The organism is Dellaglioa kimchii (assembly GCF_046115505.1).
Classification (GTDB): domain Bacteria; phylum Bacillota; class Bacilli; order Lactobacillales; family Lactobacillaceae; genus Dellaglioa; species Dellaglioa kimchii.
In genome coordinates, this window is sequence record NZ_CP170736.1 from 1,459,550 (window position 1) to 1,474,873 (window position 15,324).

The 15,324-nt window shown below is 34.3% G+C and carries 18 protein-coding genes; 16 read left to right on the plus strand and 2 right to left on the minus strand.

The genetic code is table 11. The features are described 5' to 3' along the window. Nucleotides 1–115: 115 nt before the first annotated feature. The 5 genes from ACE83Q_RS07220 (at nucleotide 116) to ACE83Q_RS07240 (ending at nucleotide 5,504) form a co-directional block, all read left to right on the plus strand. The gene (locus ACE83Q_RS07220) at nucleotides 116–364 is read left to right on the plus strand and encodes a hypothetical protein (RefSeq protein WP_409022040.1); all 249 of its coding nucleotides are present in this window, start codon (nucleotides 116–118) and stop codon (nucleotides 362–364) included. Between the two features lie 166 nt (nucleotides 365–530). Further along, nucleotides 531–2,408: a glycoside hydrolase family 2 TIM barrel-domain containing protein gene (locus tag ACE83Q_RS07225; RefSeq protein WP_409022041.1), complete on the plus strand. Its 1,878-nt coding sequence runs from the start codon at nucleotides 531–533 to the stop codon at nucleotides 2,406–2,408. Beyond that, nucleotides 2,392–3,351, plus strand: a complete 960-nt coding sequence (locus tag ACE83Q_RS07230; RefSeq protein ID WP_409022042.1) for a beta-galactosidase small subunit — start codon at nucleotides 2,392–2,394, stop codon at nucleotides 3,349–3,351. Before ACE83Q_RS07225 ends, ACE83Q_RS07230 begins: the two co-directional genes overlap by 17 nt. Before the next feature lie 312 nt (nucleotides 3,352–3,663). Beyond that, nucleotides 3,664–5,124, plus strand: a complete 1,461-nt coding sequence (gene abc-f / locus ACE83Q_RS07235) for a ribosomal protection-like ABC-F family protein (protein ID WP_409022835.1) — start codon at nucleotides 3,664–3,666, stop codon at nucleotides 5,122–5,124. A gap of 236 nt (nucleotides 5,125–5,360) precedes the next feature. Continuing rightward, nucleotides 5,361–5,504: a hypothetical protein gene (locus ACE83Q_RS07240; RefSeq protein ID WP_409022043.1), complete on the plus strand. Its 144-nt coding sequence runs from the start codon at nucleotides 5,361–5,363 to the stop codon at nucleotides 5,502–5,504. A 66-nt stretch (nucleotides 5,505–5,570) separates the two neighbouring features. Here ACE83Q_RS07240 and ACE83Q_RS07245 read toward each other — a convergent pair whose 3' ends face one another. Then, on the minus strand, nucleotides 5,571–6,089 hold the full coding sequence (locus tag ACE83Q_RS07245; protein ID WP_409022044.1) for a TetR/AcrR family transcriptional regulator: 519 nt from the start codon (nucleotides 6,087–6,089) through the stop codon (nucleotides 5,571–5,573). A 188-nt stretch (nucleotides 6,090–6,277) separates the two neighbouring features. On the opposite strand from ACE83Q_RS07245, the gene ACE83Q_RS07250 reads away from it, so the two are divergent. From ACE83Q_RS07250 to ACE83Q_RS07265, 4 genes are all read left to right on the plus strand, one after another. Continuing rightward, nucleotides 6,278–6,895, plus strand: a complete 618-nt coding sequence (locus ACE83Q_RS07250; protein WP_409022045.1) for an NAD(P)H-dependent oxidoreductase — start codon at nucleotides 6,278–6,280, stop codon at nucleotides 6,893–6,895. Nucleotides 6,896–7,052: 157 nt separating this feature from the next. After that, nucleotides 7,053–7,637 (plus strand): sugar O-acetyltransferase, encoded by a 585-nt coding sequence (locus ACE83Q_RS07255; RefSeq protein WP_409022046.1) that lies wholly within the window; start codon nucleotides 7,053–7,055, stop codon nucleotides 7,635–7,637. Nucleotides 7,638–7,752: 115 nt separating this feature from the next. After that, nucleotides 7,753–8,670, plus strand: coding sequence for an amidohydrolase family protein (locus tag ACE83Q_RS07260; protein WP_409022047.1), 918 nt, complete (start codon nucleotides 7,753–7,755; stop codon nucleotides 8,668–8,670). After that, nucleotides 8,671–9,342: a putative quinol monooxygenase gene (locus ACE83Q_RS07265; RefSeq protein WP_409022048.1), complete on the plus strand. Its 672-nt coding sequence runs from the start codon at nucleotides 8,671–8,673 to the stop codon at nucleotides 9,340–9,342. 119 nt (nucleotides 9,343–9,461) lie between these two features. On the opposite strand, the gene ACE83Q_RS07270 is transcribed toward ACE83Q_RS07265, so the two are convergent. Further along, on the minus strand, nucleotides 9,462–9,827 hold the full coding sequence (locus ACE83Q_RS07270; RefSeq protein ID WP_409022049.1) for a DUF805 domain-containing protein: 366 nt from the start codon (nucleotides 9,825–9,827) through the stop codon (nucleotides 9,462–9,464). Between the two features lie 203 nt (nucleotides 9,828–10,030). Between ACE83Q_RS07270 and ACE83Q_RS07275 the strand changes: the two genes are divergently transcribed. The 7 genes from ACE83Q_RS07275 to ACE83Q_RS07305 all read left to right on the plus strand — a co-directional run bounded on the left by ACE83Q_RS07275 (nucleotide 10,031) and on the right by ACE83Q_RS07305 (nucleotide 15,184). Continuing rightward, nucleotides 10,031–10,246: a helix-turn-helix transcriptional regulator gene (locus ACE83Q_RS07275; RefSeq protein ID WP_409022050.1), complete on the plus strand. Its 216-nt coding sequence runs from the start codon at nucleotides 10,031–10,033 to the stop codon at nucleotides 10,244–10,246. A 1-nt stretch (nucleotide 10,247) separates the two neighbouring features. Then, complete coding sequence (locus ACE83Q_RS07280; protein WP_409022051.1) at nucleotides 10,248–10,685, plus strand: hypothetical protein; 438 nt, start codon at nucleotides 10,248–10,250, stop codon at nucleotides 10,683–10,685. A 34-nt stretch (nucleotides 10,686–10,719) separates the two neighbouring features. Further along, on the plus strand, nucleotides 10,720–11,424 hold the full coding sequence (locus ACE83Q_RS07285) for a hypothetical protein (protein WP_409022052.1): 705 nt from the start codon (nucleotides 10,720–10,722) through the stop codon (nucleotides 11,422–11,424). A gap of 61 nt (nucleotides 11,425–11,485) precedes the next feature. Beyond that, nucleotides 11,486–13,237, plus strand: a complete 1,752-nt coding sequence (gene recQ / locus ACE83Q_RS07290; protein ID WP_409022053.1) for a DNA helicase RecQ — start codon at nucleotides 11,486–11,488, stop codon at nucleotides 13,235–13,237. A gap of 20 nt (nucleotides 13,238–13,257) precedes the next feature. Then, nucleotides 13,258–13,719, plus strand: coding sequence for an ASCH domain-containing protein (locus ACE83Q_RS07295; RefSeq protein WP_409022054.1), 462 nt, complete (start codon nucleotides 13,258–13,260; stop codon nucleotides 13,717–13,719). Nucleotides 13,720–13,723: 4 nt separating this feature from the next. Continuing rightward, nucleotides 13,724–14,104, plus strand: a complete 381-nt coding sequence (locus ACE83Q_RS07300; protein ID WP_409022055.1) for a VOC family protein — start codon at nucleotides 13,724–13,726, stop codon at nucleotides 14,102–14,104. Nucleotides 14,105–14,218: 114 nt separating this feature from the next. Continuing rightward, nucleotides 14,219–15,184 carry a Gfo/Idh/MocA family protein gene (locus ACE83Q_RS07305; protein WP_409022056.1) on the plus strand — a complete coding sequence of 322 codons (966 nt, stop codon included), beginning with the start codon at nucleotides 14,219–14,221 and terminating at the stop codon, nucleotides 15,182–15,184. The last annotated feature ends 140 nt before the right edge of the window (nucleotides 15,185–15,324 follow it).

Sequence of the window (15,324 nt, forward strand, 5' to 3'; positions counted from 1 at the left end):
TTTAGGTAGACTTGAAAGAATTATTAAATGAAATACAGTATGTTAAAAAAAATATAACATCTGCATCTTTTTAAAAAGATGTTTGGTTAAATTAATTTGAAGGGACGAATAAAAAATGGCAGCAGAAATTAAAGTAAACAACAACGATTCGTTAACAATAAAGTATGTGACTAGCGAACAACTACAGACGTTTAATATCATTTTTGGTAATCCAATAAAAAGCGGGCTTATTGTCAATCCAATTAATCAACAATATCAAATTGTACCCGTTACTATCAATGGGAAAAAGTATGCTTATAGTGTCTACGATGCAACAAATAATGGGAAAAATTTATATACAATAGAACTTCAAATGATGAAATAATTTAAGCAAATAATTTAATAAATGGAGAGCTATGACCAATACCCCAATCGTTAAAGTAAAAAAATTTAACGATTGGGGTATTGGTCATAGCTCTTTTTGACATCACCCAAAAGAAAACATATACTTAATTACGAAAACGCTTTTATATAAAAACGGAGGCAAATAAATGACACCAAAAATTGAATGGCTAGATACACCAACCGTTTTTCGTGTTGGACAGTTACCAGCTCATAGTGATCATAAGTACTATGCAACTCAAGCAGAAATGTTACAACAAAAAAGTTCATTTGAACAATCTTTGAATGGAATGTGGCAATTTAATTACAGTATTAATGCAGCGAGTCGACCAAAAAAATTTTATCAGACTGACTTTGATGCAGAACAATTTGAGACAATTCCAGTACCACAACATATTGAATTATCAGGGTATGAACAATTACATTATATTAATACGATGTATCCGTGGGAAGGACATGAATACAGACGACCTGCTTTTTCAGATACTGATTTAAATCAGTATGCTGGAATGTTTAGTGAGGCAGAATATAATCCAGTAGGTTCTTATTTAAACCATTTTGACTTAGAGCCAACTCTTCAAAATAAACGCGTTATTATCCGTTTTGAAGGTGTCGAACAGGCAATGTATGTCTGGTTGAATGGACATTTTATAGGATACGCAGAAGATAGTTTTACACCAAGTGAATTTGATCTGACACCTTATTTAAAAGATAAGGATAATTGTTTGGCAGTTGAAGTGCATAAAAGAAGTTCTGCAGCCTTCATTGAAGATCAAGATTTTTTCCGTTTCTTCGGAATTTTTCGTGATGTAACACTATTAGCACAACCTGCAACACATTTAGATGATTTTTGGGTAATTCCTAATTACGATAGTGGACAAAAAACAGGACAAGTCGATTTACAACTTCATTTTAGTGGGACAGAACAACGTGTCCGTGTCACGTTTAAAGACCAAGATGCGGTGTTATTTAGTGATGAATTAATGAGTGGGTCAGATGTTGAAAAGCACTATAATTTAGCACAGCCAGTTACTGCTTGGCAAAATGACCGTCCTTATTTATATACATTACAACTAGAAATATTAGATACAGACGGTCAACTAATTGAAGTTATTAACCAGTCAGTTGGTTTTCGCAAAATTGAGATTAAGAATCGCGTGATGTTATTAAATGGTGAACGATTAATTATTAATGGAGTCAATCGTCATGAGTGGAACCCTAAAACAGGAAGAACCATTTCAGATAATGATGAAGCTTGGGATGTTGCCTGTATGCAACGCAACAATATTAACGCAGTTCGGACGTCACATTATCCAGATCGATTATCTTTTTACAATCGTTGTGATCAGGCTGGTATCTATATGATGGCTGAAACCAACTTAGAATCACATGGTTCTTGGCAGAAGATGGGTGCAGTTGAACCGTCTTGGAATGTGCCTGGCTCATCAGATCAATGGGAGGCAGCCGTTTTGGACCGTGCTAAAAGTAATTTTGAATTATTTAAAAATCATCCCTCAGTTTTATTTTGGTCATTGGGTAACGAATCATACGCCGGAAGTGTTTTAGAGAAAATGAATGAGTATTATAAACAAAAAGATTCGACACGATTAGTTCATTATGAAGGTGTTTTCCGCGCACCTGAATATAAAGATGTCATTTCAGATGTTGAAAGTCGGATGTATGCTACACCAGCCGAAATTAAAGATTATCTAGAGAATTCACCACAAAAACCATTTATCTTGTGTGAGTATATGCATGATATGGGTAATTCATTAGGTGGGATGAAATCATATATTGATTTATTACAACAATATGAATCCTATCAAGGTGGTTTCATCTGGGACTTTATCGATCAGGCGTTGTTAGTTGAAGATCCCGTAACAGGTCAAAATGAGTTGCGTTATGGTGGCGATTTTGATGATCGACCATCTGATTATGCATTTTCGGGTGATGGACTCGTTTTTGCCACACGTAATGAAAAACCAGCAATGCAGGAGGTAAAATACTATTATGGCACAGATAAATAAGCAGTTAACTGTCATTTACGGTGATGTCACACTCGGGTTAAAAGGAAATGATTTTCATTATATCTTCTCGTATCAAACGGGTGGACCAGAATCTTTTAGAATTCAAGGTAAGGAGTGGCTTTATCGCTCACCAAAACCGACTTTTTGGCGTGCAACAACGGATAACGATCAGGGGAGTCAGTTTCCACTAAAGTCAGGGATGTGGTTGGCTGCTGATCAATTCAGTGATTGTCAATCAGTTGAAGTTGCCATTAATGATAAACCAATTGTGTTACCTATTGCACCTGAAAACAATCGTTACACTAACCATGAAGTCGCTGAAAAAGTGGCTATAAGTTATACTTATAACACACTGACCGTGCCACAAACGCAAGTGACGGTTACTTATACTGTTGAAGCAACTGGAAAAATGAACGTTGCAGTTTCATATCAAGGAAAAGCTGAATTACCCTCATTACCTATTTTTGGGTTGCGATTTATTATGCCCACACCAGCGACTCGTTTTTGTTACCAAGGATTATCGGGAGAAACTTATCCAGATAGAATGGCCGGAGGAATTCCAGGCCAATATGAAGTCCAAGGGTTACCAGTGACACCATACTTAGTTCCGCAAGATTGTGGTGTGCATATGCAAAATGATTGGGTAACTGTATATCGACAATCTGTTTTGGATAATCGTATGCAACAGGTCTCTGAAACGGGATTAACATTTAGTGCGGTTGATCAACCAATTGCGTTTAGTTGTTTACCTTATACAGCTGAAGAATTAGAAAATGCGACACATCATAGTGAATTACCAGCGGAACATCGGACCGTTTTATCGATTCTAGGCGCCGTTCGAGGTGTTGGCGGTATTGATAGTTGGGGTAGTGATGTCGAGGATGACTATCAAATTGATGCGACGAAGGATATTGCCTATCAATTTGATATCTTATTTGACTAGGTTGCCTATCCACCATAACTATAGTAAACTGTAAATAATTAATAAACAGGGAGTGTGAAGTGCATTGGTAAATACAAATCGTTAATCGAATAACTGTCGACTAAGCATGGGGCGAAGTGTGTCTTTTTATGCATGTGGACTATTCAAACGGTTTGCAATATCAATTCTTTTTCACATCTGAAAGAACCACTTTTTTTGATGGATAACGATTGAAGAGCATATAACTGTATGCTCTTTTTTTGTAGAATCAAATGGATAGTTTAGCGGTCGACCTCACAAAGAAATGAGGTACTCACTATAGGAACAATACAAATTAAACAATTAAGTTTTCAATATGATGGACAATTAGCACCAATTTTTAAAAATGTTGATTTACAATTAGATGCTAGCTGGAAATTAGGTCTAATTGGTAGAAATGGTCGCGGAAAAACGACTTTATTTAGAATTCTACAAAATCAATTACAGTATCAAGGAAAAATTAGAACAGATTTAGAATTTCAGTATTTCCCTCAACCGGTTGTTAAACCAGAAGAGTCAGTATGGCTAGTTATCAAGAGCATCACAGACTTACAAGATTATGATCAGTGGCAAATTTTAATCGAATTAGATAAGCTTGGATTATCTGAAAAATTATTGACGGAACCATTTAATCAATTAAGTCCAGGACAACAAACTAAGATATTATTAGTTAGCTTATTTGTTGGCGAAGGTAAATTTCAATTAATAGATGAACCAACTAATCATCTAGATGAAAATGGTCGAAAAATCATTTCTGATTATCTAAGACAAAAACAAGGGTTTATCTTAATCAGTCATGATCGTTATTTTTTAAATAATATTATTGATCACGTCATTTCAATTGATCGTGCTAAAATTAGCCAATTTAAGGGTAATTATAATACGTGGGCTGACGAAAATACGGCACGAAATAATTGGGAATTTAATGAAAAAGAAAAATTACAACGTGATATTAAGCGATTAGAAGGTGCTTCACGGAAAAAAACGGGTTGGGCTAATCAGACAGAGGCGAAAGTATCTGGTGCGACAGACAGAGGATTTATCAGCCACAAGTCAGCTAAATCTATGAAACGAGCACTAAGTATTAAAAAACGTGCCGATAAAGCAGTAGAAGTGAAAAAATCTTTACTTAAGAATATTGATGTGGCAGATCCTTTAACGTTGAATTTTGAAAAATTAGTGATAGATAAGACGTTACTAGAAGTAATTGGCTTATCAGCATTTCGTAAACACTCGCCGGTAAATAAACCGATAGATTTTAAATTAAAGACAGGAGAGCGCGTTATTATTCAGGGTGAAAATGGTTCTGGTAAGTCGAGTGTTATCGCTGCTATACTAGGTCAATTAAAGTTTCAAGGGCAATACAAATTTGCAACACCTTTAAAAGTGAGCTGGTTACCGCAAAGTTTTGATGGCTTATCTGGTTCTTTACAAGAATTCGCTGCAGAAAAAAATGTTTCTTATTCTTTAATGTTGGATACATTAAGAAAACTTGGTTTTGAACGTTATGAATTTGATAAAGATATCAGTCAAATGAGCATGGGCCAAAAGAGAAAATTGGCTTTAAGTCGTTCGTTGGTTGAACCAGCAAATATATATATTTGGGATGAGCCACTTAATTATCTAGATGTCATTACGCGTCAACAAATTCAAGATGTTATTCTGGCTTTTCAACCACCAATGGTAATCATAGATCATGATAAAGAATTCGTTGAAAAAGTTGGAACGAAATTCGTTGAGATAGAACATTATTAGTGAAAGGTTAATTTAAGGTATCCAATTTATACGTCTATTGATATCAAGAGAGTCGTAATGATATACTGTTAAGAGCATAGTTATTTTAACTGTATACTGATTAGTGAGGCATACAGAATTAAAATCGACGTAAGTTGAATAATAAAAGATCAACTTTATTTGAAGGCATGTATTCATAATATGAATCTTTAACTTTGAAAGAAATTGTTAATTAATAGAGCAAGGAGGAAACACTAATGGCTGATAAAGCAAAGACTGATAGAGATAAAATGTTAGAAATTATCAAAAAGAAACAAACTGATGGCGGAAACTTCAACAAGAAGGCTACTGCTAGAAATGATCGTACTAAAATGCGTAAGGGTCCTAAGATTTTTAAATAGAGGGTTAGACTTAGCTCAGATAAATATCTGGGCTATTTTTATTGTTCATTAAAACCTAGCACATCTTTACTGAATCAGTTCCAATATATCTGCAGTAACTTCTTCGGCTGTAGCAGGACTACCACTACTAATCCATTGCAACATCGTTCGTAAAACGCCACCAAGAATGAACGTTTTTTGAGTATTATTTAGTCGACTGATACTAGGCGTGTCTTTAAGGATTTTTTCAAAGTAAGTATAAAAGGAATCCTCCAATAAATAAACAATATCATTTTTAATTAGAATATCCATAAATTCAGAATCATTATGCCAGTAGTTAAAAGCTAGCTTGAAAATATTTTTTAAACTAATTTCTGCTTGATTAGATTTAAGTTCAGCGTAAAACTGGTCAAATAGGTAATCAGACCGAGTTAGTAAAATTGCGTCCTTATTCTCAAAATTACGATAAAAAGTCAGCCGGGCAACTCCGGCTTTTTTTGTGATTTCAGTTATTGTGATTTCTTGATAAGATTTTATTTTTAATAATTCAATTAAAGAATCAATAATCAAATTTTTACTTAATTTTGCTTGGTTATTTTCCGTCATTTTTTATATCTCCTTGAAGTGTAACAAATAACACGATTTTGTATCTTGTAAATCACGCGATGAATGATTAATATAAGTGTAACAAATGTAACACTTATATTAAGAAAGATAAATGTCACTTGAAGTATTTTATATAAAGTCCTAAAAGTCGGAAAATTGATTAAACTAATTAAATGAGGTTATTGAACATGAAAAAGATTTGTATTATATTTGATCATCCCTACACTGCAAATGCTGGATACAATGAATTGCACAATAGGAGCTATTCAGCGGCATTACTAGTTAGTGCTAAGGCAGCGTATGAAAAAAAAGGTTGTACTGTGGACGTAATTGATTTGCATAAAGATGGGTTTGATCCTGTAATGCACCAAGAAGACCTAATATCTTGGCGTAAGAAGATACCAACAGATTCTATGACGGCAAATTATCAAGAACGCCTCATGGCTGCAGATGAGCTTGTCTTTATTTTTCCAATCTGGTGGGAATCTATGCCAGCTATGATGAAGGGATTCTTTGACAAAGTTATTGCTAAAGGAATTCTTTATACAGAGCAGGAAAATAAAAAATTATTTAAAAATGAGATGGTTCATTTAAAGAAAGTTAAAATGGTTACAACCATGTCAATACCAGGTTGTATTTATCGAACTATCTTTGGAAGTCCTGTGACTAAAATGGTATTTAGGGGAACATTCCGGAAGATGGGGTTTAACCAGTTGAAATGGTTTAACTTTGCTGCAGTTCAAGGGATGAAACTTGAAAAACGACAACAGTTGTTGAAGAAGTTTGAAAATAATATTGTGAAGTAAGAGGGTTCAACCTGATTGGGTAAATACAATTAGGTTGACTCTTTTTTAATATCACCAGAAACGAATCTTTTGAATTTAGTTCAGTTAATTTAAGTAGTATAATATAATTGAATTATTAGAGATGAAAAGAGCGTTAAATAGTGAATGGAGGGGCAAAATGATGACTGAACATGAAAAATTATTAGCAGGTCAAGATTATGATTATCGCGACCCAGAATTACAGGGGATGATTGCGGCGGGAAAAAGATTAGTTTCTCTGATTAATACGACAGCTGACCTAGAGAAAAGAACAGCAGCAATTCACGAGTTGTTAGGAAAGGTTGGTAAAGGCCTCGTTATTAATGGTCAATTTAATACAGTTTATGGTAAACATATCACTGTTGGTGACGATGTTTTTATTAACGGTAATTGTACATTTCAAGATTCAAACAGAATCACATTAGGAGATCGTGTCATTGTCGCACCAGATACGAAGTTATATTGTGGTGAACATGCATTAGACGCAACAAAACGTTTTGGAAAAAGACAAGATGGTAGTCGTTATTTAATTACCTATACTAAACCAATTACAATTGGCAACGATGTGTGGATAGGTGGAAATGTCACGATTATTGGTGGCGTTCATATTGGGGACAATGTGATTGTAGCAGCTGGTGCAGTGGTTACAAAAGACGTTCCTGACAATACAGTAGTGGGCGGCGTACCCGCCAAAGTTATTAAACAATTAGAACCATTAAAATAAGAAAGATTTTATATTGGGTGAGAGGAATGAGCAGGCTGTTTTAGCATTTTTGCCTAGTAGTAGATAATCAGCTCAATTAAAGAAACTTAAATTAGGTTGTAGGAGGGAAAAGTTAATGACAAGTATTGATGTTTTTGCACACGTTTTACCACCACATTTTTATAACGAGATGTTAGCTATTCAGCCAGATTTACCTGAAAAAATGCCATTTATTAAACATCCCTTATTGATTGATATTGAACAAAGACGACTATCACGGAATAAAAATGTCCAACAAGTTATCTCAGCAGTCAATGTTAATCCTGAGGACTACGTAGGGACAGAACAAGCAGCAGTATTATGCTGGCAAGCTAATAATGAAATGATTGAAATGGTTAAACAAAATCCGGACATATTTAAAGCGGGCATTGCAATGGTGCCTCTAAATAATATTGACGAAGCAATACGTATTCTAAAAGAACAAGTACTGAAAAATCCAGAATTAGTTGGTATTCAATTATTTACACGTGCCCTTGGTAAAAGTATTGCTGCAAAGGAATATCGGGTTATTTTTGAAATGGCTGCACAATTAAATATTCCAATTTTATTACACCCAATTTTTGACGATCGAAAACCAGATAATAATATTATTTTTAGTTGGGAATATGAACTAACGCAAGCAATGTTGCAATTAGTACAGTCAGGAATTTTTAATGACTATCCTACACTTAAAATAATTGTCCATCATGCTGGAGCGATGGTACCTTATTTTGCTGAACGAATTAACCATATTCTATCACCAGAACAGGCAGCTGATTTTAAACGTTTCTATGTAGATACTGCTTTATTGGGCAATCCTAAAGCATTGGGGTTAGCAATCGATTATTATGGTGTTAATCACGTACTGTTTGGAACTGATGCACCATTAGGAATTGCGCCAGCTGGAGCAACTGATGCCATAATTGAGGCTTTAGATCAGCTAAATCTTTCGAAAGAGGATCGAGCCCTGATTAATTATGAAAATTATAATCGTTTGATGGGATTGGGTGAATAAATGATGAAACTTAAGAATTCCCCATTGTTAAGACTATTCAAACTTAAAATTAATCTAGCTGATCGTGAAAGATTTGAAAAAGCAGGGATGGTTAATTTAACGACTTCAATTCAGCAAGAAAAAGGAACTTTAGCGATGTACAGTGCACATTTGGATGAAGCAGGTACTGAAAATATGGTGATTGAATCTTATCAAGACGAAGTTCACTATCAAAAACATGCGAATTCTGCCCAATTTAAAATGTTTAGTAATATCGCATCTCAGGCAGTAATTGAAAAATCGATGATTAATTTATCCCCAGAACTACTGTTAGAAAAAACAACAGCCTTGCATGAATTGATGCCTGTCAGAGTAATACTTAAAGTAACAAGTATTGAAATAGAATCGAATAAGGTTAAAGAATTTAGAGAAGCCTCATTGAGTGCTATGAAGCGTTCATTTGAAAATGAAGCAGGACTCTTAGTGACATACATTGCTTCTGTAGATGGCAACTTAAATCAATGGGTTTTCGTCGAAATTTACCGAAGTGATGAGGATTACCAAGCTCATTTACAAACAATGAATTTTAAAAAATATGCAACAGATACGGAAAAGATGGTGCTTAATCAACGGATAGAGACACCTATATCAGATGTTTTAGTTAATCAAGGTGGATTATTTTTTGAAAAATGAAGATAGAGCGGCAATCAAGTTAGTTGATTACCGCTCTATCTTTTTAATTTTCCGTAAACAAAAGAGGTACTGATAATGTTTATCAGCACCTCTTATTAATAATCTAGTCTAAGTATAACTTAACCCCAGCGATTTGATTTTCCGGGTAAAACCATTAAAATAAAGAACCAAATACTACCGACTAATGGAACGAATTGGATTAAAATCCACCAACCAGAACGATCAGTATCATGTAAACGACGAACTGTAACAGCAAAGTTTGCAATCCAGACGATAAACATAACAATATTTCGACCTGTCATAAAAGTAAGTTCACTAAAATTATAAATCGAATCGATAGGATGACCAACAAGTGAGGTATAAAAATAAATAATAATTGCGCCTAAGATACTATTAATAACTGTAGGCCACCAATAGTCTGATCTATTCGATGTGTCAGAAAAATTAAAAATATTTTCCCAGAAATTTCTGTATGATTCAACCATATGCTTAATCCTCCTCTTAAAACTTTCAATAAGTTAACTATTTCTATTTAATTATAGTATAAATAAATAAAAATTTATATTGATATGCTTGATGCCGAAAAATAAGTATCGTACAACGATTATTTAATTGACTTAAGAAAACAATCACCGTATTATGAAGTTAGCTTCACATGAAGTTTATTTCATACTGAAAGGTGTTCATCATGCAAAATAAAGTTAAAGAATACAGAACTAAGCTTGAATTAACACAGGAACAATTAGCTGAGAAAGTTCAAGTTTCTAGTCGAACAATTATCTCACTTGAAAAAGGTAAATATAAGCCATCCATAATGTTGGCCTATCGTTTGAGTTTATTGTTTGATTGCCAGATTGAATCGTTATTTCAATTAAAGGAAAACTTAGAGATGGAGGAGAATTAAAATGAAAATCTATAGTTATCGACATTTTTTTGTGGGTTTATTTTTTATGTTTGTGGGGATTGCCTCAATTTGGATAATGAACTTAGATTTTAAAGATGCTTTTGATTGGTCAAAATTGATTAGATCATTTATTAATGTTGTCTTATCATTTGGAATTGCGGCCTATCAATTTTATGTAACTTTTTCTAAAAAAGGACTGAAAGAAGAACAGCTGGAGAATGCGGATGAACGAAATAAGTTGATTGATCAGTCTGTGAACGCAATGATTGGAAAAATTATGAATAGCATGATTTTAATTCTAGCGTTTGGTTTTATCATTTTGTGGGCGTTTCTAAAAGTAAGTACGTTATTATGGATTGGTGCACTACTTTTCTTTTTATATACGAATATAATAATCATTTCAATAATATTAGCGATATACTACGAGAAAAAGCTTTAATAATAGAGGCGTAACAGGTTAGGAGGTTTTTGGCATGAAGAAAAATGTGTTAATATCAATCGGTTTTTTGATGGTAGTCTTTTTAGGTATCTTAGGATTTAAAACATTAATTCAAGTTAAAGAGACACAACCGGTTAGTTGGGCTGAAATTAGTCAAATTCAACCAACAGAAAATATAAAATTAACCCAAAAATATAAAATTAACGCAGGAACAAATGGCTTGCCAGTCCAAGCAAAAATAGTCGTCGGCGGTGATGCCATATTACCGCATAAAAATTATGCAACACCCGCTGATTGGACCATTAAAAAAGGGTCAAAAGATGCATCAAACATGAAAGTTATATTTGATCTTAAAAATTCGAAAGTACGTGGTGCTAAGGTACAACTAAATACGTCAGATGCGTATTCTGGAGGTCCAATGCCTGCCACAATTCCAATTAAAATTGGACAAATCCAAGGCAAACTACAAGAAGAATATGGTCATTTTAAGGAAACGACAACTATTGTAATTGGAGATAACACGTGGTATCTAAGTGTTATCCTTGAACCTAAAGTTAATTCAATTCACTATCTTTATTATCGAATTGAAGACACAAGTAGTGTTAGTGATTCGACAATTGTCGTTGATTATATGACTAAACTTAGAGCAGCTCAACAAAATCCCGCAGGACTAATGAATGATTTGGGTGATGTTGAAGCGGTCATTAAAACACTTTCTAAAACCTCTGTGGCGTCTTAACCTATGCTATAATTTAAGGACGTAGAATTATCTGAGAAAATGAGCAAAGAGAAAGGATTATATGAATCCACAATCAGTTTTAAAAGAAAAATTTGGGTACGACAATTTTCGCCAAGGTCAAAAAGAAGTTATTGATCGTATTCTAACAGGTGAAGATGTTTTAGCTATTATGCCTACAGGTGGCGGAAAATCGCTATGTTACCAAATTCCAGCACTTATATTAGATGGACTAACGTTAGTGATATCTCCTTTAATTTCTTTAATGAAGGATCAAGTTGATGCTTTAAATGAAAATGGTATTCCAGCAACATTTATCAATAGCACGCTAGATTACACGGAAGTTCGTGAACGATTTAATCAAGCTGCTCGTGGTGAAGTTAAATTACTTTATGTGTCACCAGAACGATTAGATTCTGATAGTTTCATGGCAGATTTAGCAGAGTTAAGAATTGATCTCGTTGCTATTGATGAAGCCCACTGTATCTCACAATGGGGGCACGATTTCCGTCCTAGCTATTTACGCTTAACGGAAACGATTCAACGTTTGAATTCGAATCCGACGATTATTGCATTAACAGCGACAGCGACAACGCAAGTAGCCGCAGATATTATGCAACGATTATCAATTATACATGAAGTTAAAACAGGCTTTTCACGTGAAAATTTAGCCTTCCAAGTCGTTAAAGATCAAAATAGTGATCGTTTCTTACTCGAGTATTTAAAGGGACAGAAACAACAATCTGGTATTATTTATGCAAGTACGCGTAAAGAAGTCGAACGGTTAACTAAATTAATAAAAAAAGCTAAGATTAAAGTGGCAATGTATCATGGCGGTATGCAAGAAGATGAACGTCGTCAGAATCAGGAAGATTTCTTGTACGATCGTGTTCAGGTGATGATTGCGACGAATGCATTTGGGATGGGAATTGATAAAAGTAATGTCCGGTTTGTAATTCATGCTCAGATACCTGGTAGTTTAGAAGCTTATTATCAAGAAGCCGGGCGTGCTGGACGAGATGGCTTACCAAGTGAAGCAATTTTACTTTTTAATTTAAAAGATGTTCAGATTCAACATTTTTTCATTGACCAATCTGAAATGGATGACGTTAATAAAAAACATGAGTATTTAAAATTACAAGAAATGACGCAATACGCAAACACGCAACAGTGTTTACAGCAGACAATCGTGAATTATTTTGGAGATGAAGCACCAAAATGTGGTCGTTGTAGTAACTGTTTGGATACGCGCGATGCACAAGATATTTCGATTGATGCCCAAAAGGTTTTATCATGTGTAAAACGGATGGGTGAACATTTTGGTAAAGGGTTAGTCGCACAAGTTTTAACAGGTTCAAAAGTACAAAAGGTGATGCAGTTTAGATTTGATGAATTACCTACGTATGGATTGATGAAAGATCAATCGCAGAAGGAAGTTTCTGGATTGATTGACTATTTGGTTGCGTCAGGGTTTTTACAAGCTTCAAGCGGACAATATCCGGTTCTGCAACTTGCTGCAGAAGGTGTTGGTGTCTTAAAAGGTGAGACCAAAGTTACGCGAAAAATGGCTGTGAAAGTTAAACAAGCATTACCTGAAGATAATGAACTATTTGAAGAATTAAGACAATTACGTCGAGAATTAGCAGAGGAACAAGGTGTACCACCATTTGTTATCTTCTCTGATAAAACGCTATATTCAATGTGTGAAGTTATGCCGGAAACGTTAACTGATATGTTGGATGTTAAGGGTGTTGGTGAAAGCAAATTGGAAAAATATGGTGAGTTGTTCTTAGACATATTAAATGCAGAAAATTAAATTCTTGAAGGAGAGTTCATATGACAATTTATGAGTATTGGCAAGCATTTAAAAAGGTAAATAAAATTGAACATGATAATTATGATGCATGGTCATTTGGCGTCACTAAGAAAGAAACGTTAGAATTAGGTCAATTAGTTTTAGATGGTCTTAAAACAGGGACATCGTCAGCCTATAATTTATATTTTGATGAAGAACCTTTACCAAAAGTTGGCGATTACAATGTCATTGTTGATTATAAAGATAATCCAATGGCGATTACGAAAACAACAAAAGTTTATGTGACACCATTTAACGAAGTTACAGAAGAGCATGCTTTTCTTGAAGGCGAAGGCGATAGAAATTTAGCTTATTGGCGTAGTGTTCATCAATCTTTTTTTGAAGAAGAATTAGAAAGTGTTAATAAGACATTTGATGAGACGATGCCAGTAGTTTGTGAGGAATTTGAATTAGTCTTTCCAATTGAAACAACAGAGGTTTAGGCTAATGAAAATTGAACATGTTGGTTTATGGGTAGGGAATCTTGAAACAATGCGTGATTTTTATGTGACTAATTTTAAGGCAACTTTTGGTGCGCGTTATGACAATGTGACTAAAGGATTTTCGTCATATTTCTTAAGCTTTCCAGATGGTCAAACAAGATTGGAAATTATGACGAGAACGGATATTACAGATTGCTATCCTGATGGATTTGGTTATGCACATTTAGCCTTTTCTGTTGAGAATCATGCGACCGTTGATCAAATGGTGATTGATTTTAAAAAATCTGGTATAGAGGTTGTTAGTGGCCCTCGGACAACAGGGGATGGCTATTATGAAGCAGTCATTTTGGACCCTGAAGGAAACCAAATTGAACTTGTAGGTTAAAAAATAAGATTGAATCACGAGAAGGGCATCCCAGAAATAGGATGTCCTTTTTGAGTTTGAAATTAAATTTGGTGCATACTGTATGAGTCGGCTATAATTAATGAAAACGGTTAAATGGAAATGGAGATAAGAACAATGAATTTTGGAATTATTGGCTACGGTAATATTGCAAAGCGATTTTATGAAAGTATTCGACATACAAAAAATGGACAAGTTACAGCAATTGGGTCAAAGTCATTATTTAATGACCATGTGTTTAAAGCGGAAAATCCAAATTTAACCATTTATGATTCATATCAAGCTCTTTTAGGTGATGATTCGATTGATGGCGTTTATATTGCATTACCACATCTGTTACATAAAGAATGGTCACTTAAGGTGTTGAAGTTAAATATCCCGGTATTTTGTGAAAAACCGGCTGTACTAACAACGACAGATATGAAAGAAATTGAGTTAGCTTCAAGAGAAAATAAAACCTTATTTGTTGAAGCATTTAAAACAAAATTTAACAGCGGTATGGATCATTTAAAACAAGATTTAGCTTTAATTGGACCCATCCAAACTATGTCAGCTAACTTTTGTTCTAATGCTATTCCATCTCAAAAAGCGACGTCATATTTACTTCAAAAAGGGCAGGGTGGTGCTTTGAACGATATCGGTACTTATCCAATTGGTTTTGTGTTAGACATTTTGGGTTCAGATATTTCGCGTATTGAATCAAAATTAGACATGCATAATGGGATTGATGAAAAATTCTCGGCAACGATACATTTTGAAACAGGGGCTCAGGCGTTCATTGAAGGCGCAATAAATGAAGCTAAACCGCGAGTTGCGATTATTGTTGGGCAACAAGGTCGTATCGTTATTCCAATGTATAATCGAATTGAAAAATATACGATTGAATTAAATGGTGGACAAAAAATTGAGCGGGACTATAACATTGTTGGAGATGATATGACGCTTGAAATTCAAGCTTTTATTAATCTAGTTGAAACTGGTGCAAAGACTTGTGAGCGACATAGCCTACAGGATACGTTTAATATTATTCAGGTTATTGAAAAAATAAGGCAAGGTGAGTAAGCCTTTAAGTTAACTTTGACAGCGCTTACTATATTTGATATACTTAATTTGTCAAATAAGGGCTGTAACTGATTCGATCAGGCATTACCTATTGATAACTATTTGTTTAGTTATCAATAGGTAATTTTTTTGAAAAAAAC

Bases quoted from the DNA above. Each gene is read 5' to 3' on its own strand.
- ACE83Q_RS07220 (WP_409022040.1), top strand. From the start codon at position 116: ATGGCAGCAGAAATTAAAGTAAACAACAACGATTCGTTAACAATAAAG.
- ACE83Q_RS07225 (WP_409022041.1), top strand. From the start codon at position 531: ATGACACCAAAAATTGAATGGCTAGATACACCAACCGTTTTTCGTGTT.
- ACE83Q_RS07230 (WP_409022042.1), top strand. From the start codon at position 2,392: ATGGCACAGATAAATAAGCAGTTAACTGTCATTTACGGTGATGTCACA.
- ACE83Q_RS07240 (WP_409022043.1), top strand. From the start codon at position 5,361: ATGGCTGATAAAGCAAAGACTGATAGAGATAAAATGTTAGAAATTATC.
- ACE83Q_RS07245 (WP_409022044.1), bottom strand. From the start codon at position 6,089: ATGACGGAAAATAACCAAGCAAAATTAAGTAAAAATTTGATTATTGAT.
- ACE83Q_RS07250 (WP_409022045.1), top strand. From the start codon at position 6,278: ATGAAAAAGATTTGTATTATATTTGATCATCCCTACACTGCAAATGCT.
- ACE83Q_RS07255 (WP_409022046.1), top strand. From the start codon at position 7,053: ATGATGACTGAACATGAAAAATTATTAGCAGGTCAAGATTATGATTAT.
- ACE83Q_RS07260 (WP_409022047.1), top strand. From the start codon at position 7,753: ATGACAAGTATTGATGTTTTTGCACACGTTTTACCACCACATTTTTAT.
- ACE83Q_RS07265 (WP_409022048.1), top strand. From the start codon at position 8,671: ATGATGAAACTTAAGAATTCCCCATTGTTAAGACTATTCAAACTTAAA.
- ACE83Q_RS07270 (WP_409022049.1), bottom strand. From the start codon at position 9,827: ATGGTTGAATCATACAGAAATTTCTGGGAAAATATTTTTAATTTTTCT.
- ACE83Q_RS07275 (WP_409022050.1), top strand. From the start codon at position 10,031: ATGCAAAATAAAGTTAAAGAATACAGAACTAAGCTTGAATTAACACAG.
- ACE83Q_RS07280 (WP_409022051.1), top strand. From the start codon at position 10,248: ATGAAAATCTATAGTTATCGACATTTTTTTGTGGGTTTATTTTTTATG.
- ACE83Q_RS07285 (WP_409022052.1), top strand. From the start codon at position 10,720: ATGAAGAAAAATGTGTTAATATCAATCGGTTTTTTGATGGTAGTCTTT.
- recQ (WP_409022053.1), top strand. From the start codon at position 11,486: ATGAATCCACAATCAGTTTTAAAAGAAAAATTTGGGTACGACAATTTT.
- ACE83Q_RS07295 (WP_409022054.1), top strand. From the start codon at position 13,258: ATGACAATTTATGAGTATTGGCAAGCATTTAAAAAGGTAAATAAAATT.
- ACE83Q_RS07300 (WP_409022055.1), top strand. From the start codon at position 13,724: ATGAAAATTGAACATGTTGGTTTATGGGTAGGGAATCTTGAAACAATG.
- ACE83Q_RS07305 (WP_409022056.1), top strand. From the start codon at position 14,219: ATGGAAATGGAGATAAGAACAATGAATTTTGGAATTATTGGCTACGGT.